This is a genomic window from Mesorhizobium sp. M0185 (assembly GCF_040322175.1).
Lineage (GTDB): Bacteria > Pseudomonadota > Alphaproteobacteria > Rhizobiales > Rhizobiaceae > Mesorhizobium.
In genome coordinates this window covers 22,694-41,878 of sequence record NZ_JAMYSY010000033.1, presented here as the reverse complement: position 1 = coordinate 41,878, position 19,185 = coordinate 22,694, and the positions used below count along the sequence as shown (strand labels likewise).

Annotated in this window: 19 protein-coding genes; 13 read left to right on the top strand and 6 right to left on the bottom strand. The window is 62.6% G+C overall.

Annotated features, from left to right (window positions below; translation table 11 throughout):
• The first annotated feature begins 10 nt into the window (after positions 1 to 10).
• Positions 11 to 472, top strand: a complete 462-nt coding sequence (locus NKJ20_RS23155; protein WP_352457493.1) for a type II toxin-antitoxin system RatA family toxin — start codon at positions 11 to 13, stop codon at positions 470 to 472.
• On the opposite strand, the gene NKJ20_RS23150 is transcribed toward NKJ20_RS23155, so the two are convergent.
• Positions 448 to 957, bottom strand: a complete 510-nt coding sequence (locus NKJ20_RS23150; protein WP_352507412.1) for a CinA family protein — start codon at positions 955 to 957, stop codon at positions 448 to 450. The genes NKJ20_RS23155 and NKJ20_RS23150 overlap by 25 nt on opposite strands.
• Positions 954 to 2,174: a bifunctional 2-C-methyl-D-erythritol 4-phosphate cytidylyltransferase/2-C-methyl-D-erythritol 2,4-cyclodiphosphate synthase gene (locus NKJ20_RS23145; RefSeq protein WP_352747249.1), complete on the bottom strand. Its 1,221-nt coding sequence runs from the start codon at positions 2,172 to 2,174 to the stop codon at positions 954 to 956. The genes NKJ20_RS23150 and NKJ20_RS23145 overlap by 4 nt, the downstream gene beginning before the upstream one ends.
• A gap of 179 nt (positions 2,175 to 2,353) precedes the next feature.
• On the opposite strand from NKJ20_RS23145, the gene dusB reads away from it, so the two are divergent.
• The 8 genes from dusB to hflX all read left to right on the top strand — a co-directional run bounded on the left by dusB (position 2,354) and on the right by hflX (position 12,476).
• Positions 2,354 to 3,379 carry a tRNA dihydrouridine synthase DusB gene (gene dusB, locus NKJ20_RS23140; protein ID WP_352747247.1) on the top strand — a complete coding sequence of 342 codons (1,026 nt, stop codon included), beginning with the start codon at positions 2,354 to 2,356 and terminating at the stop codon, positions 3,377 to 3,379.
• The gene (locus NKJ20_RS23135) at positions 3,376 to 4,518 is read left to right on the top strand and encodes a two-component system sensor histidine kinase NtrB (protein ID WP_352747246.1); all 1,143 of its coding nucleotides are present in this window, start codon (positions 3,376 to 3,378) and stop codon (positions 4,516 to 4,518) included. The genes dusB and NKJ20_RS23135 overlap by 4 nt, the downstream gene beginning before the upstream one ends.
• Entirely contained in the window at positions 4,515 to 5,975 is a 1,461-nt protein-coding gene (ntrC, locus tag NKJ20_RS23130; protein WP_023675074.1) for a nitrogen regulation protein NR(I), read from the top strand. The genes NKJ20_RS23135 and ntrC overlap by 4 nt, the downstream gene beginning before the upstream one ends.
• 129 nt (positions 5,976 to 6,104) lie before the next feature.
• Complete coding sequence (locus tag NKJ20_RS23125; protein ID WP_352747244.1) at positions 6,105 to 8,390, top strand: sensor histidine kinase NtrY-like; 2,286 nt, start codon at positions 6,105 to 6,107, stop codon at positions 8,388 to 8,390.
• Complete coding sequence (ntrX, locus tag NKJ20_RS23120; protein WP_352615761.1) at positions 8,380 to 9,741, top strand: nitrogen assimilation response regulator NtrX; 1,362 nt, start codon at positions 8,380 to 8,382, stop codon at positions 9,739 to 9,741. The genes NKJ20_RS23125 and ntrX overlap by 11 nt, the downstream gene beginning before the upstream one ends.
• Before the next feature lie 88 nt (positions 9,742 to 9,829).
• Positions 9,830 to 10,693, top strand: a complete 864-nt coding sequence (locus NKJ20_RS23115) for a D-amino-acid transaminase (RefSeq protein WP_352747242.1) — start codon at positions 9,830 to 9,832, stop codon at positions 10,691 to 10,693.
• 145 nt (positions 10,694 to 10,838) lie between these two features.
• Positions 10,839 to 11,084 (top strand): RNA chaperone Hfq, encoded by a 246-nt coding sequence (gene hfq / locus NKJ20_RS23110; protein WP_006202172.1) that lies wholly within the window; start codon positions 10,839 to 10,841, stop codon positions 11,082 to 11,084.
• Positions 11,085 to 12,476, top strand: a complete 1,392-nt coding sequence (gene hflX / locus NKJ20_RS23105) for a GTPase HflX (RefSeq protein WP_352747239.1) — start codon at positions 11,085 to 11,087, stop codon at positions 12,474 to 12,476. It abuts the gene before it with no gap.
• A 6-nt stretch (positions 12,477 to 12,482) separates the two neighbouring features.
• On the opposite strand, the gene mazG is transcribed toward hflX, so the two are convergent.
• Both mazG and NKJ20_RS23095 read right to left on the bottom strand, forming a co-directional pair.
• Positions 12,483 to 13,307 (bottom strand): nucleoside triphosphate pyrophosphohydrolase, encoded by an 825-nt coding sequence (gene mazG, locus NKJ20_RS23100; protein ID WP_352747236.1) that lies wholly within the window; start codon positions 13,305 to 13,307, stop codon positions 12,483 to 12,485.
• 136 nt (positions 13,308 to 13,443) lie between these two features.
• The gene (locus tag NKJ20_RS23095; protein ID WP_352747234.1) at positions 13,444 to 14,628 is read right to left on the bottom strand and encodes an amino acid aminotransferase; all 1,185 of its coding nucleotides are present in this window, start codon (positions 14,626 to 14,628) and stop codon (positions 13,444 to 13,446) included.
• A 218-nt stretch (positions 14,629 to 14,846) separates the two neighbouring features.
• Here NKJ20_RS23095 and NKJ20_RS23090 point away from each other — a divergent pair, with 218 nt between their 5' ends.
• From NKJ20_RS23090 to NKJ20_RS23075, 4 genes are read left to right on the top strand one after another with little or no spacing between them, the layout of a single operon-like run.
• A complete protein-coding gene (locus NKJ20_RS23090) occupies positions 14,847 to 15,383 on the top strand; it encodes a sigma-70 family RNA polymerase sigma factor (RefSeq protein ID WP_502894949.1) in 537 nt (178 codons plus the stop codon).
• Positions 15,380 to 16,153 carry an anti-sigma factor family protein gene (locus tag NKJ20_RS23085; RefSeq protein ID WP_352747230.1) on the top strand — a complete coding sequence of 258 codons (774 nt, stop codon included), beginning with the start codon at positions 15,380 to 15,382 and terminating at the stop codon, positions 16,151 to 16,153. Before NKJ20_RS23090 ends, NKJ20_RS23085 begins: the two co-directional genes overlap by 4 nt.
• A 24-nt stretch (positions 16,154 to 16,177) precedes the next feature.
• Positions 16,178 to 16,885, top strand: a complete 708-nt coding sequence (locus tag NKJ20_RS23080) for a Bax inhibitor-1/YccA family protein (RefSeq protein WP_352747227.1) — start codon at positions 16,178 to 16,180, stop codon at positions 16,883 to 16,885.
• 32 nt (positions 16,886 to 16,917) lie between these two features.
• Positions 16,918 to 17,472, top strand: coding sequence for a DUF2076 domain-containing protein (locus NKJ20_RS23075; protein WP_352747224.1), 555 nt, complete (start codon positions 16,918 to 16,920; stop codon positions 17,470 to 17,472).
• 101 nt (positions 17,473 to 17,573) lie between these two features.
• On the opposite strand, the gene NKJ20_RS23070 is transcribed toward NKJ20_RS23075, so the two are convergent.
• Positions 17,574 to 18,164, bottom strand: a complete 591-nt coding sequence (locus NKJ20_RS23070; RefSeq protein WP_352747222.1) for a hypothetical protein — start codon at positions 18,162 to 18,164, stop codon at positions 17,574 to 17,576.
• 202 nt (positions 18,165 to 18,366) lie between these two features.
• The gene (locus NKJ20_RS23065; RefSeq protein ID WP_023675062.1) at positions 18,367 to 19,185 is read right to left on the bottom strand and encodes an MBL fold metallo-hydrolase; all 819 of its coding nucleotides are present in this window, start codon (positions 19,183 to 19,185) and stop codon (positions 18,367 to 18,369) included.

The window sequence follows — 19,185 nt, the reverse complement described above, 5'->3', positions numbered from 1 at the left end:
CACTGGTTTCATGCCACAATTCGAAGCCCATCGCCGCGTTGCGCATACGCCGGAACAGATGTTCGCTCTGGTTGCCGATATCGAATCCTATCCGCAATTCCTGCCGCTTTGCGAGGCACTTACGGTTCGTTCGCGCAAGGAACGCAACGGACGCACCCTGCTCATCGCCGACATGAGCATCGGCTACAAGGCGATCCGCGAGACTTTCACCACGCAGGTGCTGCTGAAGCCTGACGAGAACGCCATCGACGTCAAATATATCGACGGCCCGTTCAAATATCTCAGCAATGTCTGGCGCTTCGACCCGGCGGACGGCGGCGGTTGCAACGTCTGTTTCTTTATCGACTACGAGTTCAAGAGCCGCATTCTGGGTGCGCTCATGGGAACCATGTTCGACCGCGCCTTCCGCATGTTCTCCGAGGCGTTCGAGAAACGTGCCGAAATCATCTACGGCGCGCCATCGGCAGCCTGATCCGCGGCGAGCGCGCGTAGACCCAGTTCAAGCGCATGTCGGACCGTCTCCCGGCGGATGAAATCACGGCCCTTGTCGGCGAACAGCTGGCATTCGCTGACTACCGGCCGGCCAGCCACGGCAACGCCGAACCAGACCAGGCCGACAGGTTTTTCCGCAGAGCCGCCGTCCGGACCGGCGATGCCGGTCACCGCCAGGGCGAGCCCGGCCGGCGAATGGGCCAGGGCACCGGCCGCCATCTCCACCGCAGTCTCGCGCGAGACCGCGCCGTGCGCCTCGAGCGTAGCGGCCGAGACGCCGAGCATCTCGGTCTTGGCCTGGTTGGAATAGGTGATGAAGCCGCGATCGACCACCGCGGAAGAGCCGGCGATGTCGGTCAGCGCGGCGATGATCATGCCGCCGGTGCAGCTCTCCGCCGTCGCCAGCATGATGCCGCGCTGCTGGCAGGCCTGAAGCAGGGCATCTGCGAGATCGCTATTGCTCACTCGGGGACATCCCCTGGAAACACAACGCTGGCGGTCGCGATGGCCGCTATGCCTTCCTCACGGCCGACGAAGCCGAGCTTCTCATTGGTTGTCGCCTTGATCGAGATGCGGTCGCGCGAAATTCGCAGCATTGCAGAAAGCGTTTCGGTCATGGCCTCGCGATGCGGGCCAACGCGCGGGGCCTCGCAGATCAGGGTGATGTCGGCGTTGGCGATGCGCCCGCCGCGCGCGCGCACCAGCTTCACCGCGTGTTCGACGAAGATGCGTGAAGCGGCCCCTTTCCACTGCGGGTCGGAGGGCGGGAAATGCGTGCCGATGTCACCGGCGCCGCAGGTGGCCAGCAGGGCGTCGGTCAAGGCATGGAGACCGACATCGGCATCCGAATGGCCGGATAACTTCCTGTCGTGTGGAATGGCGACGCCGCACAGGGTGACATGGTCGCCGGGCTCGAACGCATGCACGTCATAGCCATTGCCGGTTCGGATGTCGGGAAAACGTGGGGCGCTGGAAAGCCGCTGATCCGCCATCGCAATATCCCTTGCCCAGGTTAGTTTGACATTGTCCGGCGAGCCGGGAACGATCTTCACCGGAATATGCGCCCATTCGGCGATTGCCGCATCGTCGGTGAAATCCGCCTTGCCCAGATGATGAGCCTTTTCGTGCGCGGCCAGGATCGGCCAGAACGGAAAGCCTTGTGGTGTCTGTGCGGCATGGAGCCCGGCCCTGGACACTGTTTCGCCGATCATGCCTTCGGCCGTTTCGCGCTTCAGCGTATCGGCAACGGGCAAAGCAGGCAGCGCTCCCTGGCGCTCTTCAATGGCGGCGATCGTACGGTCTATCAGTTCCGCATCGACAAACGGCCGAGCCGCATCATGGATCAGCACCCGGCCCGGCGCATGGCTTCTCAACGCCAGCAGTCCAAGGCGGACGGACTCCTGCCGTGACGTACCGCCAGTCACCGCGACGACACGGTCGGCGTTCGCGCCGGCGGCGCGGCGGAAAAGCGCGTCGTCTTCGGCATGTATAGCAACGACGACAGCTCCAATTTTCGGATGCGTCAGAAAGGCGTCGAGCGTGCGTGCGATAACGGCGCCGCCGCCAATCTGCTGGTACTGCTTCGGCCCATTGGCCTGTCCGGCGCGCGCGCCGCGGCCGGCGGCAACGATGACCACCGCGACCTTGTCGTCCGCAGCTTGCTTTTCGCTCACATCTCTCATGCCGAGACGCTTAGCGCATGATCCCGAAAAGTGGTATCGCTTTCGGAAGACCTAGGATTGATGCTATCCGGCGATCCTTTTTTCCCAAATGCGCCTTAATGTCACGACATTGCGCGTTGCACATTGCCGTCGTTCTGGCTAGAGAATGTGCAGCAACCGAAGGTGCTTGGTTTTTGTGCATGCCTGATGTGACCAAATTGGCTTCGCCGCTGGGTGTGGGTGGCGTGAGAATCCGCAACCGCGTGTTTCTCGCGCCGATGTCGGGCATCACCGACGAGCCGTTCCGGCAGCGCGCCCATGCCCATGGCGCCGGGCTGGTCGTGTCGGAAATGGTGGCGAGCGGTGAGCTTGCAAAGGGCAGGGCTGGCTCGGGCCTGCGCATCCGTCATTCCGGGCTGCCTGTCCACATGGTCCAGCTTGCCGGCCGCGAGGCGATGCACATGGCCGAGGGCGCGCGAATCGCGGTCGGCGAAGGCGCCGACATCATCGACATCAACATGGGCTGTCCGGCCAAAAAGGTGACGGGCGGCTATGCCGGTTCGGCACTGATGCGAGACCTCGACCACGCGCTGTCGCTGATCGAAGCGGTAGTCGGCGCGGTCGACGTGCCGGTCACGGTCAAAATGCGGCTCGGCTGGGACGAAGGCGCGCTCAACGCGCCGATGCTGGCGCGACGCGCCGAGCAGGCCGGGGTGATGATGGTGACGGTGCATGGCCGCACACGTTGCCAGTTCTATCAGGGCACGGCCGACTGGCGTGCCATCGCACGCGTCAAGCAGGCCGTCTCGATCCCTGTGGTTGCCAATGGCGATGTCGGCTCGCCGGCAGAGGCTGCGTCGATCCTTGACCAATCCGGCGCCGACGCGGTGATGATCGGCCGTGCGCACTATGGCGCGCCGTGGACCGCCGGCAGCATTGTAGCGGCCGCGCTGGCCGAGCCGGTATCCGGCATGCCGGAAAGCCCGCAAGCGCTGACCGATTACGTCATTGCCCATTACGAAGACATGCTGACGCTCTATGGCGTGGAAAGCGGATTGCGCCAGGCGCGCAAGCATCTCGGCTGGTATCTCGACCGCCACGCCGCCACAAGCGACGACCGGCGCAAGGCCATACTCACGTCTTTCGAGCCTGGGCGTGTCATTGCCTTGCTGCGCGACGTATTTTCAAGCGCTCCCGAAGCGGCGAACCTGCGGAGTGCGGCATGAACGCCACCGTCACACAGAGCACGGATATGGCGGACGCCGCGCATATTGTGCTCAACACCATTCGTCGGCCGGTGATCATGGTCGATCCGCAAGGCTTCATCACCTTCGCCAATGCCGATGCCGAGGATTTTTTCCGGTCGAGCGCCACGATGCTCGCGCGCAATACGCTGCACAAGCTCATTCCTTTCGGCAGTCCGCTGCTGACGCTTGTCGACCAGGTGCGCGAGCGCCGGGCGCCAGTCAACGAATACCGGGTGGACGTGTCGTCGCCGCGGCTCGGCATCGAGAAGGTGGTCGATCTCTACGTCGCGCCTGTGACGGAATTTCCAGGCTCCGTCGTGGTGATGTTCCAGGAACGCTCAATGGCCGACAAGATCGACCGGCAGATGACGCATCGCGGTGCGGCGCGCTCGGTCACCGGCCTTGCCGCGATGCTTGCCCATGAGATCAAGAACCCGCTGTCCGGCATTCGTGGTGCGGCGCAGTTGCTAGAGCTGTCGGCGTCCGACGAGGATCGCGCACTGACCAGGCTGATCACCGACGAGACCGACCGCATTGTCTCGCTGGTCGACCGCATGGAGGTGTTTTCCGACGAGCGGCCGATCGACCGCTACCCTGTCAACATCCATGTCGTGCTCGACCATGTCAAGGCAATCGCCAAGAACGGTTTTGCCAAGCGGATCAAGATATTGGAGGATTATGATCCATCATTGCCTCCGGTTTTTGCCAATCGCGACCAGCTCATCCAGGTGTTTCTCAATCTGGTAAAAAATGCCGCCGAGGCGATCGGCAGCGATCCGCAGGGCGAGATCATGCTGTCGACCGCCTTCCGTCCGGGCATCCGTGTTTCCGTACCCGGAACGCAGGACCGCGTGTCGCTGCCATTGGAATTCTGCGTGCGTGACAACGGTTCGGGTGTTTCCGAGGATATCCTGCCGATCCTGTTCGATCCCTTCATCACCACTAAGCCGAACGGCTCCGGTCTCGGTCTGGCGCTGGTCGCAAAGATCGTCGGCGAGCATGGCGGCATCATTGAATGCGAATCGACGCCGCGCGGGACCACCTTCCGCATCCTGATGCCGGCGTGGAAAGAAACCCAGTTTGGCACCGACGACGACGTTGAAGGAGACCGCAAATGACCGTTCGCGGCAATATTCTCGTCGCTGACGACGATGCGGCCATCCGCACTGTCCTCAACCAGGCGCTTTCGCGCGTCGGCCACGACGTGCGCGTCACCTCCAATGCCTCGACGCTGTGGCGCTGGGTGGCGGCGGGCGAGGGCGATCTGGTCATCACCGACGTTGTCATGCCTGACGAGAACGCCTTCGACATGCTGCCGCGCATCAAGAAGGCGCGACCGGAACTGCCGGTCATCGTCATGAGTGCGCAGAACACGTTCATGACAGCAATTCGTGCCTCCGAAACCGGGGCCTACGAGTATCTGCCAAAACCGTTCGACCTGACCGAGCTGCTCAACATCGTCAACCGCGCTCTTTCCGAGCCGCGGCGGCCGAAGATCGATACGCGGGCCGACGAGCCGCCGGAGACGATGCCGCTGGTCGGCCGCTCGGCGGCCATGCAGGACATCTACCGCATGCTGGCCCGCATGATGCAGACCGACCTGACGGTCATGATCAGCGGAGAGTCGGGTACCGGCAAGGAACTGGTGGCGCGCGCGCTGCATGAATACGGCCGCCGCCGAGGCGGTCCCTTCGTCGCCATCAACATGGCGGCGATCCCGCGCGACCTGATCGAATCGGAACTATTCGGGCACGAGAAGGGCGCCTTTACCGGCGCGCAGAACCGCTCCACTGGCCGTTTCGAGCAGGCCGAAGGCGGCACGCTGTTCCTCGACGAGATCGGCGACATGCCGATGGAAGCGCAGACGCGGCTTCTGCGTGTGTTGCAGCAGGGCGAATACACCACGGTCGGCGGTCGCACGCCGATCAAGACCGACGTGCGCATCGTCGCTGCCACCAACAAGGACCTGCGCACACTGATCAATCAGGGGCTTTTCCGCGAGGACCTGTTCTACCGCTTGAACGTTGTGCCGCTCAGGCTGCCGGCGCTGCGCGAGCGATCGGAGGACATTCCGGACCTCGTCCGGCACTTCTTCAAGCTCGGCGCCAGTGAGGGCCTGCAGACCAAGCGCATTTCCACCGGCGGCATCGAGCTGATGAAGCGCTACCCATGGCCGGGCAACGTGCGCGAACTCGAAAACCTCATCCGCAGGCTGGCCGCACTGTATTCGCAGGACGAGATTTCCGCCGAGATCATCGAGGCGGAGTTGAAGACCGGTGAAAGGCCTGTCGTTCCAGGTGGCGGCAACCTCATTCCCGACGACCTTTCCATCGGCCAGGCGGTGGAGCATTTCCTGCAACGCTATTTTGCCTCGTTTGCCGGCGACTTGCCCCCGGCCGGGCTATATCAGCGAATCCTCTCCGAGGTCGAATACCCGCTGGTCCTCGCCTCGATGACCGCAACGCGCGGTAACCAGATCAAGGCTGCGGAATTGCTGGGGCTCAACCGCAACACGCTGCGCAAAAAGATTCGCGAACTCGGCGTCAACGTCTACAAATCGTCCAGGCAGGTCTAGACGAATCCCTTTACGAGCGCTTTCCCGGGGGATCGATTGCCGAAAGATTTCCGTCTCGGCCACACTTGTTGCATAATCGCCACAATGCGTTGCATACATCCGACGCAATCACTGGCTCTAGACGGCGACATGGCCCTGCACGCACCGACACTGAGCAAATCGCTTTTCAGCAATACGGGCGCGCGAGACGGTCGCCGGCTGCTTGCGCTGCCGGGCGTGGTCGCCATTGCCGGCGCGCTGGTGACGGCGGCGATCTCCTTCGCCATTCTCGTTGGCGCCACGCCGATCAAGCCCGACGCAAGGACGACGCTGGCGCTGATTGCGCTTAATGCGGCGTTCGTCCTGTTTCTGATCTTGCTGGTCGGCCGCGAGGTGCATCGCATCCTGATGGCACGACGGCATGGCAAGGCTGCGTCGCGCCTGCATGTGCGCATAGTGGCGATGTTTGCGCTAGTCGCCGCCATCCCCGCGATCATGGTGGCGATCATCGCGTCGATCACGCTCGACATCGGCCTCGACCGCTGGTTCGAGATCCGCACCAAGACGATCGTCAATTCGTCATTGTCGATCGCTGACGCCTATGTGCAGGAAAACGCGCGAAATCTTCAGGGCACGACGTTGTCGATGGCTTACGACCTCGACGCTTCGCGCACGCTTTACGGCCTCGATCGTACCGGTTTTCTCGACCTCATGAACAAGGAGGCGGTGGGACGTTCGCTGGCGCACGCAGCACTCATCAAGCCCGATGGTTCCTTCGTTATGAGCGCCAAGACCGACGCGGACTTTGCCATGCCGGAGCCGCCTGAGGGCGCCGTGGCAAGCGCTGCCGACGGCAAGCCGGTGCTGATAGAACCGCGCACCCGCAACATCATGGGTGCCATCGTCAAGCTGCGCGAGATCGACGGCCTCTATCTCTACACCATTCGCCTCGTCGATCCCGAGGTGATAAAGGCGCGGCAGATCGTCAAATCCAACACCGCCGAATATCGCGGTCTCGAAGACAATCGCCGCACCTCGCAAGTGGCTTTCGCGCTTCCCTATCTGTCGCTGACGCTGATCATCATCCTGTCCGCCATCTGGACCGGCATTGCGGTGGCCGACCGCCTGGTGCGGCCGATTCGTCAGCTCATCGGCGCGGCCGACGAGGTCGCTACCGGCAATCTCGACGTGGCCGTGCCTGTCCGCCCCTCCGACGGTGACGTCGCCTCGCTCGGCGACACCTTCAACAAGATGCTGATGGAGCTGAAATCGCAGCGCAACGAGATCCTGTCGGCCAAGGATTTGATCGACGAGCGGCGGCGCTTTTCGGAGGCGGTGCTTGCCGGCGTCACCGCCGGGGTCATCGGCGTCGATCCATATGGCATCGTCACCATCGTCAACCGTTCGGCCGAAACGATGCTGGCCATATCCGCCACGGCAGCGCTTGGGCAGAACCTTTCCGCCGTGCTGCCGCATGTCGGCCGCGTCTTCGAGATCGGCCGCAAATCGGGCAAGCCGGTCTATCGCGAACAGGTCACCTTCTATCGTGCCGGCACCGAACGGACCTTCAACGTGCAGATCACGATCGAAGCCGGCGACGACGGTTCGGAGGATAAATCCTACGTCGTGACAGTCGACGACATTACCGATCTGGTCCAGGCACAGCGTTCCTCTGCATGGGCCGACGTGGCGCGGCGCATCGCCCACGAGATCAAGAACCCGTTGACGCCGATCCAGCTTTCGGCCGAGCGCATCAAGCGCCGTTACGGCAAGGTCATCACCGAGGACCGTGAGGTTTTCGATCAATGCACCGACACCATCATCCGGCAAGTGGAGGACATCGGCCGCATGGTCGACGAGTTCTCGGCGTTCGCCCGCATGCCGAAACCGGAAATGAAGGCAATCGATCTGCGCGATTCGTTGCGCGAGGCCTCGTTCCTGGTCGAAGTGAGCCGCGCCGACATCACCTTCGAGCGCGTCTTCGGCAATGAGCCGCTCAAAGGCACGTTCGACAGCCGCCTGATGGCGCAGGCGTTCGGCAACGTCATCAAGAATGCTGCCGAGGCCACCGACGGACTTGATGCAGAGGATCGTCCGCACGGCATAATCCGGATTCAAGCCGGGCGTCAGAATGGCGCGATTCGAATCGACGTCATCGACAACGGCAGGGGCTTGCCGCGCGAAAACCGGCAGCGCTTGCTCGAGCCTTACATGACGACACGCGAGAAAGGCACCGGGCTTGGCCTCGCTATCGTCAAGAAGATCGTGGAGGACCATGGCGGGCGACTCGAATTGCACGATGCACCAGCGGACTTCCACGATGGGCGGGGCGCAATGATCAGCATCATCCTGCCGGTTGCCGCCACCGTTCCGATACGCGGCGAGGGCAAGACGGAACACGAAAAAGAAACTGAAAAGGTCGGTAATGGCGTCTGATATTCTCATCGTCGATGACGAGGAAGACATCCGCGAACTCGTCGCCGGTATCCTGAGCGACGAAGGTCACGAAACACGCACGGCGTTTGACGCCGACAGCGCGCTTGCGGCGGTTGCCGACCGGGCACCCAGGCTGATTTTCCTCGACATCTGGCTGCAGGGCTCGCGGCTCGATGGCCTTGTCTTGCTTGACGAGATCAAGACGATGCACCCGAACCTGCCGGTGGTGATGATCTCGGGCCACGGCAATATCGAAACGGCAGTCTCGGCCATCCGCCGCGGCGCCTATGATTTCATCGAAAAGCCATTCAAGGCCGACAGGCTGATCCTCATTGCCGAACGGGCGCTCGAAACCTCCAAATTGAGACGCGAGGTTTCGGATCTCAAGCTGCGCAGCGGCGAGACTTTCGACCTCATCGGCATGTCATCGGCAATGAGCCAATTGCGCCAGACCATCGAGCGCGTCGCGCCGACCAACAGCCGCGTCATGATTATCGGCCCCTCCGGCTCGGGCAAGGAACTGGCGGCGCGCGCCATCCACGCGCTCTCTGCGCGCAAGAGTGCACCGTTTGTGACGCTGAGCGCCGCCAACATCACGCCTGAGCGTATGGAGATCGAGTTGTTCGGCACCGAATCGAACGGCGTCGAACGCAAGGTCGGCGCGCTGGAGGAAGCCCATCGCGGCATTCTCTACATCGATGAAGTGGCCGACATGCCGCGCGAGACGCAAAACAAGATCCTGCGCGTGCTGGTCGAACAGCAGTTCGAGCGGGTAGGGGGCACCAAGCGGGTCAAGGTCGACGTGCGCATCATCTCGTCGACCTCGCAGAACCTGGAAGCCATGATCGCCGACGGCCGTTTCCGCGAGGACCTTTATCATCGCCTGGCCGTGGTTCCGGTCATGGTGCCGGGACTGGCCGAGCGTCGCGAGGACATTCCTTATCTGGTCGACAATTTCATGAAGCAGATCGCTCGCCAGGCCGGCATCAAGCCGCGCCGCATCGGCGACGACGCGCTGGCGGTGCTGCAGGCGCATAACTGGCCGGGCAACGTTCGCCAGTTGCGCAACAATGTCGAGCGGCTGATGATCCTGGCGCGCGGCGACGATGTCGATGCGCCGATCACCGCCGATCTCCTGCCTGCCGAGATCGGCGACGTCATGCCGCGCACTCCAAACAAATCCGATCAGCACATAATGGCGCTGCCGCTGCGGGAAGCGCGCGAACAATTCGAGAAGGACTATCTGATCGCCCAGATCAACCGTTTTGGCGGCAATATCTCGAAGACGGCAGAGTTTATCGGCATGGAACGCTCTGCATTGCACCGCAAGCTGAAGTCGCTGGGCGTCTGACAGCCAAACCAGTCGTGGCCCACCCAATTATCGGTTACGGCGGTCTTGGAATCGCATAAGAAAGCTGGACTTTTTTCAGGGATTAGCCATGCCGCGCATTGCGTATGTGAACGGGCGCTACGTCGCTCACGCCGAAGCTTCCGTGCATATCGAGGACCGTGGCTATCAATTCGCCGACGGCGTCTACGAGGTCTGCGAGGTGGCACGAGGCTTCATCGTCGACATGCCGCGCCATCTCGCCCGATTGAACCGCTCACTTGCCGAACTCTCGATCGATTGGCCGATCACGCGCGGCGTGCTGCCGCTCGTCATGCGCGAGGTGGTGCGCCGCAACCATGTCGTCGACGGCCTGGTCTATGTCCAGGTGACACGCGGCGTCGCCAGCCGCGAGTTTTTCTTCCCGCCGGCGGACACGAAGCCGTCGCTGGTGGTGACTGCCAAAAAAGCCGATCCTGCAGCTGCCGCGAAGCGGGCCGAGAGCGGGATCCGGGTTATCACGGTGCCGGAGAACCGGTGGGATCGGGTCGATATCAAGTCGGTCGGCCTGCTGCCGAACGTGCTGGCCAAGCAGAAAGCCAAGGAAGCCGGCGCTCAGGAGGCCTGGTTCGTCGATGTCGACGGCACCGTCAAGGAAGGTGGATCGTCGAACGCCTGGATCATCACCGGGGATGGCGTGCTGGTGACGCGGCCGGCCGAGCACGGCATCCTGCGCGGCATCACCCGTACGACGCTGTTCGACGTGGCCGCCAAGCTCGGCCTGAAGATCGAGGAGCGCGGTTTTTCGGTGGCTGAAGCCAAGACCGCGCGCGAGGTTTTCATCAGCTCCGCGACCACGATTGCCATGCCGGTGGTGGCGATCGATGGCGCTCCCGTCGCCAACGGCTACCCGGGCTCGATAACAGTTTCATTACGGCAGGCCTTTTTTGACGTTGCGGAAAAAAGTCCAGCCTGATAACCGCACAGATGGAATGAACATCAATATATCTCGTTCTGCTTGTCGTTACTGACGGCAAGATGGTGTTTGCGTGCTTGACATGTGCCGGCTAATTTGGCGCATTGGCCTGCAAACCGAAGGGGATCGGCGAAAGACAAGAACAATGGCGGAACGATCGCAAAATCTTCAGGACCTGTTCCTGAATTCAGTTCGCAAGAGCAAAAATCCACTCACCATCTTTCTCATCAACGGCGTGAAGCTGACCGGCGTGGTCACTTCGTTCGACAATTTCTGCGTTCTGCTGCGTCGCGACGGCCATTCCCAGCTTGTCTACAAGCACGCTATTTCCACGATCATGCCGAGCCAGCCGGTTCAGATGTTCGATGGTGAGGAAAGCCAGGGCGCCTGATTGGCACGTGAGAAAGACGCGGACCGCAGCGTTCGCGGAAAACCAGCACATCAGACCGGGACAGAGGCCAACGGCCCGACCCGGGCGGTGGTTATCGTGCCGGTGCTTACCCGGCAGCCTCGTGGCGACGACGACACCAACCGCCCCCGCCTGACCCGCTCCGCCGAGGCTCGTCGCGACGAGGCCGTCGGCCTCGCCAGCGCAATCGACCTCGACCTGGTCCACACGGCGGTGGTGACCGTCAACGATCCACGCCCGGCGACCTTGCTCGGCAGCGGCAAGGTGGCGGAGTTCGCTGAGATCGTCAAAGAGGGCCACGCGGAAGTGGTCATTGTCGATCATCCGCTGACCCCGGTACAGCAGCGCAACCTCGAAAAAGAGTTGAACGCCAAGGTGCTCGACCGCACCGGGCTGATCCTGGAGATTTTCGGCGAGCGCGCCCGCACCAAGGAAGGCACGCTGCAGGTCGATCTTGCCCATCTCAACTACCAGAAAGGCCGCCTTGTGCGGAGCTGGACCCACCTCGAGCGCCAGCGTGGCGGCGCCGGCTTTCTCGGCGGCCCTGGCGAGACCCAGATCGAGTCGGATCGGCGTGTGCTGCAGGACAAGATCACCAAGCTGAAGCACGAGCTCGAAACTGTGCGCCGCACCCGCGACCTGCACCGCGCCAAGCGCAAGAAGGTGCCATTTCCGGTGGTGGCGATCGTCGGCTACACCAATGCCGGCAAGTCGACTCTGTTCAACCGGCTGACCGGAGCAGGGGTGCTGGCCGAAGACATGCTGTTTGCCACGCTCGACCCGACGCTGCGCCGCGTGCGCCTGCCGCACGGCACGCCGATCATCCTTTCCGATACGGTCGGCTTCATTTCCGACCTGCCAACGCATCTGGTCGCGGCCTTCAGGGCGACGCTGGAGGAAGTGGTCGAGGCAGACCTCGTCATTCATCTGCGCGACATCTCCGATCCCGATACGGCCGCGCAGGCCGAAGATGTCGAGCGCATCCTTACCGATCTCGGCGTCGATGCCCGCGATAGCAAGCGCGTCATCGAAGTATGGAACAAGATCGACCGGCTCGACGAGGGCAACCGGGCGCGGCTGCTTGCCGATGGTGCTGACGGCAAGAAGGCACCGCCGATCGCCATATCGGCGGTAACCGGCGAGGGCATCGATGCGCTGAAGACGATCATCGAGACGATGATGTCGGGCGAACTGGAGACGTTCACCGTCACACTCAAGCCCGACCAACTCGGCGTCGTCGACTGGCTTTACCGCAACGGCGACATCGTCTCGCGCGACGACAATGAGGATGGCAGCGTGACCGTCGCGCTCAAGGCTACACACAGCGCTCGGCAGGAGATCGAAAGCCGATTGCGCCGTCAAAACAACGGGTAGAGGCGTTTACTTCGCCCTTTTTGCCTGATGCCAGAGCGCTTCCATCTCGTCCAGCGTCGCCTCTTCGAGGCTGTTTCCCGACGCTTGCAGCGTCCGCTCGACATAGTGGAAGCGCGATCGGAATTTTTCGTTGGTGCCACTGAGTGCCGCTTCGGAATCAATTTTGAGGTGCCGGCCGAGATTGACGACCGCAAACAGCATGTCGCCGAACTCATCCTTGATCGGCGCGCTGTCGCCTTTGGCCAGCGCTTCTCGCAATTCGCCGATCTCCTCCTCAATCTTTTCGAGGATCGGTGCCGCCTCGCTCCAGTCGAAGCCGACGCGGGCGGCCTTTTCCTGCAGTTTGAGCGCTCGGGTCAGTGCGGGCAGGGCGACCGGCACGCTGTCGAGAAAGCCCTTGCCATGGTCTTCCGGGTCGAGCCCACGGGTGAGGCGCGCACCGCGCTTCTCCGCCTTTTCCTCTGCCTTGATCTTTTCCCACATGCCCTTGGCCATGCCGGCGCTGCGCGCCTTGTCGTCGCCGAAGACATGGGGGTGGCGGCGGATCATTTTTGTGGTGATGGCCTGGACTACATCGCCGAATGAAAATTCGCCCGCCTCCTCGGCCATTTGCGCGTGGTAGACCACTTGCAGCAGGAGATCGCCAAGTTCATCCCGCAGATCGTCGAGGTCGCCGCGCGCAATGGCGTCCGCCACTTCGTAGGCTTCCTCGATCGTGTATGGCGCGATTGTCGAAAAGTCCTGCTCGATATCCCACGGGCAGCCGGTTTCCGGCGCCCGCAGCGCTGCCATGATCTCGATCAGTCGGGAAATGTCTTTCGAGGGTTTCATCTGGGAAACGCTATCCTGTACACGGCTGTGCGGCCAACGGCTTCAGCCGGTGAGGGCGCCTTGTCCACAGACGGGCCGCCAGACCATGATACGAAAGTGGAAGCCGGTTTCCGGAAGATCCTAGTTAGCAAAAGCATCAGTCGAGCACGGAGACTATCGCCTTGGCGAGCGCATCCATGCCGTCCTCGGGCAGGCCGGCAACGTTGATGCGGCTGTCGCCGACCATATAGATGGCATGCTCGGAGCGCAGCCGCTCGACTTGCGCTTCCGACAGGCCAAGCCGGGAAAACATGCCGCGATGGCTGGCGACGAAATCGAAACGGTCGGAGTTGGACTGCCGCCGCAGCGCCTCGGCGAACTGGACGCGCAGCCGCAGCATGCGCAGCCGCATCTCTTCAAGCTCTGCCTCCCAGTCGGAACGCAATGCGGGGTCTTCAAGCACGATGCGCACCGCCGCCGCGCCGTGGTCCGGCGGCATCGAATACATGGCGCGCGCCGCCGACAGCATCTGGCCCATCGCCAAATCCGCCTGCGCGCCACCTTTCGCCATGATCAGCGCTGCACCGACTCGGTCGCGATAGACGGCAAAGTTCTTCGAGCAGCTGGAGGCAACGACCATTTCCGGAACTTTTGCCGCCAGAAGGCGCAAGCCGGCGGCATCCGCATCAAGTCCCTCGCCAAAGCCCTGATAGGCGATGTCGACAAAGGGCAGCAGGCCGCGCCCAACGACAAGATCGGCAATGGCAGCCCATTGCGAGATGTCTAGATTGGCCCCCGTCGGATTATGGCAACAGCCATGCAACAATACGACGTCGCCAGGATTCGCGGTTCTCAATGCATTCAGCATGTCGTCGAAGCGAACCGCACCAGAAGCAGCGTCGAAATACGGATATTCGCGTGTCTGCAGGCCAGCGGCGCGCATCACCGGCATGTGGTTCGGCCATGTCGGATCCGACAGCCAGACCATCGCGTCGGTGCGGGTCCTTTTCAGCAGCTCTGCTACCAGCCGCAGCGCGCCGGAGCCGCCTGGCGCCTGCGCCGCACGAATGCGCGTCATGTCGGCGGCTGGGCCGAACACCAACCTGGCCATCGCCGCGTTGAAGGCGGTATCGCCGGCAAGGCCGAGATAGGTCTTGGTATCTTGGCCCTGCAGCAGCCGCTTTTCGGCTTCGCGCACCGCGCGCATCACCGGCGTCTTGCCGTCGCGATCCCTATAAACGCCGACCCCAAGATCGACCTTGTCGGGACGCGGGTCGGCGCGATAGAGACCGATCAAGGCCAGGATCTTGTCGGCAGGCGCGGGCTGGAGATTTTCGAACATCGATAAGGTTCCGTTGGCGGCGGAGTGATACGCAAACCGGCCGTACTTTGCCAGCAGTTTCATATGCGCCAACTCGGCGCCGGTTTGCCTCGAAGCCGACCGATACTATCTGGCGGGCGAGAGCGGGCCCGATATCTCCCAGGACGAGAACGCGGCGAGCCGTAAGAAAATTTCGGGGAGAGCGGGATTAACATCCCGACCTGCTCCGTAAACAGGACATGAAACGGCCGATGCCACGCTTCGATATTCTGGGACATCTCGATTCGCTGCGCCGCTATGCACGCTCGCTGACGCGCGACAGCGCCGATGCAGAGGATCTGGTGCATGATGCGCTGGTGCGTGCCTATGAGCGACGCGGCAGCTTCCGCTCCGGCGGAAATCTTCGCGTATGGCTGCTGTCGATCGTCCATAATGCATTCATCGACGGTCTGCGGTCCCGCAAATCCGAAGCAATGCGCATCGAACAGGCCGGCTATCTCGCCGCCGAGGCGAATGTCCAGGCTCCGCAGGAACATTCGGTCCGTCTGGCGCAGGTGCGCGAAGCGTTTTTCGAATTGCCGGAGGAGCAGCGTTCGGCGTTGCATCTCGTCGCCATCGAGGGGCTTAGCTACAGCCAGGCCGCTGAGGTGAGTGGCGTGCCGCTTGGCACGCTGATGTCGCGCATCGGCAGGGCGCGTGCGGCCCTGCGCGAGATGGAGGGCGCGGTGCCGGCACGCGCGAAAGGCCATCTGAAGATCGTCGGAGGTGGATCATGAACCAACTGCGCGATCCCGTGACCGACGCCGATCTCGACGCCTATGTCGACGATCAGCTGGACGTGGCTCGTCGCATCGAGGTTGAGGCGTTCCTTTCGGCCCGCCCGGACGCGGCCGCGCGGGTGATGTCCGACTTACGGATGCGTGACGAATTGCGCGTGGCGCTTGCCGGATCGAAAGGCATGGCGCGGCCCGCGACGGCCGATGCTGCACGGCGGCTGGAGCGGGGATTGGCGCGCGGCCGCGTCCTTGGTGCTTTGCAGCGAGCTGCGGCAGTTGCTGTCTTCGTCGCTGCCGGCTGGCTTGCGAACGGGCTCATCGGACCGATATCGGTGACGGAAGTCGTCGCTTCGACCCATCCGCCGGCCTATGTGGAGGACGCGGTCCGGGCGCACCGCACGACGCTCGTGCGCGAGGCGATGTCGTCACAACTCGAAGCACCCGGTTACAATGCCGACGAAATCCGCGCCGCGACGGCGATCGTGATGCCATCGCTGCCAGCGGACTGGACGGTCCGTGACGTGCAGATCTATCCATCGCAATTCGGACCGAGCGTCGAGATGGCTGTCGAGACGAAAGAGATGGGGCTGGTCTCGTTGTTCGCGATCAGGCCCGGAACATTCGACGTCGTCAAGCCGACCGTCGTTCCCTCGGGCGAAGTTTCCTCGGCTTATTTCCAGATCGGCGAGGTCGCCTACGCGGTCGTCGGACGCAGCGATGTCGGCGGTCTCGATCGCACGGCCGAAGCGCTCGCCAAAACGCTTTACTGATCGACCTGCAAGAAGGAGAACCACATGAACAATCTCGGATATATCGGGGCCGGAGCCCGAGCCGGAGCCGTCTACGATGAAGGCCTGCGCCGGCACATGCTGCGCGTCTATAACTATATGGGCCTTGGCCTCGTCGTTACGGGCGTGATCGCGTTCGTGGTGGCTTCCACGCCCGCCCTTTACGTGCCGATCTTCTCCACACCGCTGAAATGGGTGGTGATGCTGGCCCCGCTGGCCTTTGTGCTCTTGTTCTCTTTTCGGATGCAGGCGATGTCGGCAGCCGGCGCCCAGGCGATGTTCTGGGCGTTCTGCGCGGTCATGGGCCTGTCGCTGGCTTCCGTGTTCCTGGTCTTTACCGGCACCAGCATCGCACGCACCTTCTTCATCGCCGCCACCATGTTCGGCGCGACCAGCCTTTACGGGTACACGACCAAACGCGACCTGACGCAGTTTTCGTCGTTCCTGATCATGGGCCTGATCGGCGTGGTGATCGCCAGCATCGTCAATATCTTCCTGGGCTCGACCGCGCTCCAATTCGCGATCTCTGTGATCGGCATCGCCGTCTTCATCGGCCTCACCGCCTGGGATACCCAGACGATCAAGGAGCAGTACGCGGAAAACTTCGGCGCGGAATCACAGCAGAAACTCGCTATCTTCGGTGCATTCTCGCTCTATCTGAACTTCATCAACATCTTCCAACTGCTGTTGAACTTCACCGGCGAGCGCGAATAGCCGGCGTTGAACCAAGACCGGAGTTGGACATCATGGACAGAAATGATCAGCAAGCGATCGGACAGCTCTTCGAGAAGTTGGCAAGCGCCGAGCGCCAGGCGCCGCCGCGCGATGCCGAAGCAGAGCGCTTCATCCAGGACCAGATCACCCAGCAGCCTGGGGCGCCATATTACATGGCCCAGACGATCGTGGTTCAGGAGCAGGCCCTGAACGCAGCTCAGGCGCGCATAGAAGAACTGGAGGAGCAGGCGCGGCAGCCGGCCGGCGGTGGACCGCTCAGCGGCTTCTTCGGCCGCAGCGGCGGCAGGCGCTCAGGCTCGGTTCCGCGGGTAGGGCGCACCGCCTCCGTTGCAACTGAAGGGCCGCAGGACTCGCCACAGCGGGCAGGCGGCGGTTTTCTTGCCGGCGCCGCGCAGACCGCGATGGGCGTGGCGGGCGGCGTGCTGCTCGGCAACGCGATCGCCGGCGGGTTTGGCGGCAGCGAAGCGAAGGCAGCTGAACAGCCGACGCCGCAGCCGGACGAAGCCGATCAGGCAGGCGATTCCAGCTCCGATAATGGCGGTGACTTCGGTGATATGGAGTTCTGACGAGCGACCCAGCCTGTGCCTGTGCTGGCGCTGGTGACGATTGCGGGTCAGCATAGGCGAGATGGCGAGGCAACATCCGGGAAGCGAGCCCTCGCCGGCGGCTAATAGCCCAGGCGCTTCAGTTCAGCCTTGACCGCCGCGATCGTCTTGAAGCGGAAGTGCTTCGTTGCGCCGTCGCGCCAATGGCAGTCGCATGTGGCATCGAACGTCCGGCTCGCTTTCAATTGAGTCAGCGCCTTCTGGCCTGGCTTGGGGCCATCGAAGATGCGAACTTCGTAGAGCGTCCCTTCGACATCGTAGTGCATCTGAGCCCAGGAAAGTATCACGATCAGTTCCTTTGCCGGGTCGTGGTCGGCGTTGGCGAGGCCGAGCGCTATGTCCGGTGTGTCGCCCTCTTGTTCACCGATCGTGACCTGGATTGCGCGATATCTGTTGTCGGCTAGCCGTTGCAGCGCGACGAGCGGGCGTTCCGGATAGTCCTCAGCGGTCTGGTAATCGACGAAGAGTGTCTGGAGGCCATTCCAGCTCACGGCTGTGGTGTGCGGAACAGCATTGTCGGCGAACCCAACAACACGTTTGGCGAAAGCCAGGTCGTTCTCGCCTGGCGCACGATCAAGGTCCTGCGCTCGCGCGCCAGTGAGCGCGCAGGCGAGGGTGAGGGCAAGACTTGCAAGCAGCGGAAGCGTGTTCATGATTCGCAACCCTAGCATGCCCGTTGCCCCACAGCGCTGTTGCGAATGTCTAGAGTGACCGGCCTGATCTCGCCGCCGACGGATCCTATAGGTGTAGTCGCATAAGATAGATTATGGAACTGGCATGGCCGATTGGATGTGACGTGAAGCTAGCACCTCGCGAGATCCAACTCGGGAACCCAGGACGTAAAAACTTAGTCTTTCACGCTGATTCGTAAGGGATTTCGATCGTCATGCCGTCATAAGCAGGCTCGACGTTGGCCGGCGTCTCGGCCATTACCGTAGCGTAGTCGAGTGGCACATGCATATGCGTCAGCACCGCGTTCTTCGGCGCCAGTCTTTCGATCCAGCCAAGCGCCTGGCCAAGCGACAGATGGCTCGGATGGACGGTGTATTGCAGCGCGTCGATGACCAGCATGTCCAGCCCGCGCAAACGCTTGGCGGTCGCCTCCGGAAAGTCGCTGACGTCAGGGCAATAGGCCAGCCCGCCGATGCGGAAACCCAGCGAGGTGATGTCGCCATGGAGCTGCAGCAGCGGTTCGAGGGTGAGGGCGCCGCCCTCGCCTGCGATCACCACCGGCCTGTGGTGGTCGATGATATGGGCGTTGACGATCGGCGGATACGAACTGCCTTTCGGTGTTTCGAAACAGTAGCGGAACGCCTCGCGTAGGCGCAGCATGGTAGCCTGATCCGCATGGATGTCGATCCGGTGGCGCTGCTCGAGCACGAAGCCGCGCAAATCGTCGATGCCGTGGATATGGTCGGCATGCGGATGTGTATAGACCACCGCATCGATGCGCTTGACCGATGCCAGCAGCATCTGCTCGCGGAAATCCGGGCCGGTGTCGATGACGACCGTGGTCCGGGCGCCACTCGCCGCGATCCGCTCGACGAGCGCTGCGGTGCGCGTGCGCCGGTTCCGGGGGTTCGCGGGATCGCAATTGCCCCAGTCGCCGGTGATGCGTGGCGTGCCCGGCGATGAGCCGCAGCCGAGGACGGTAAGACGTAACCGGTCGCTCAT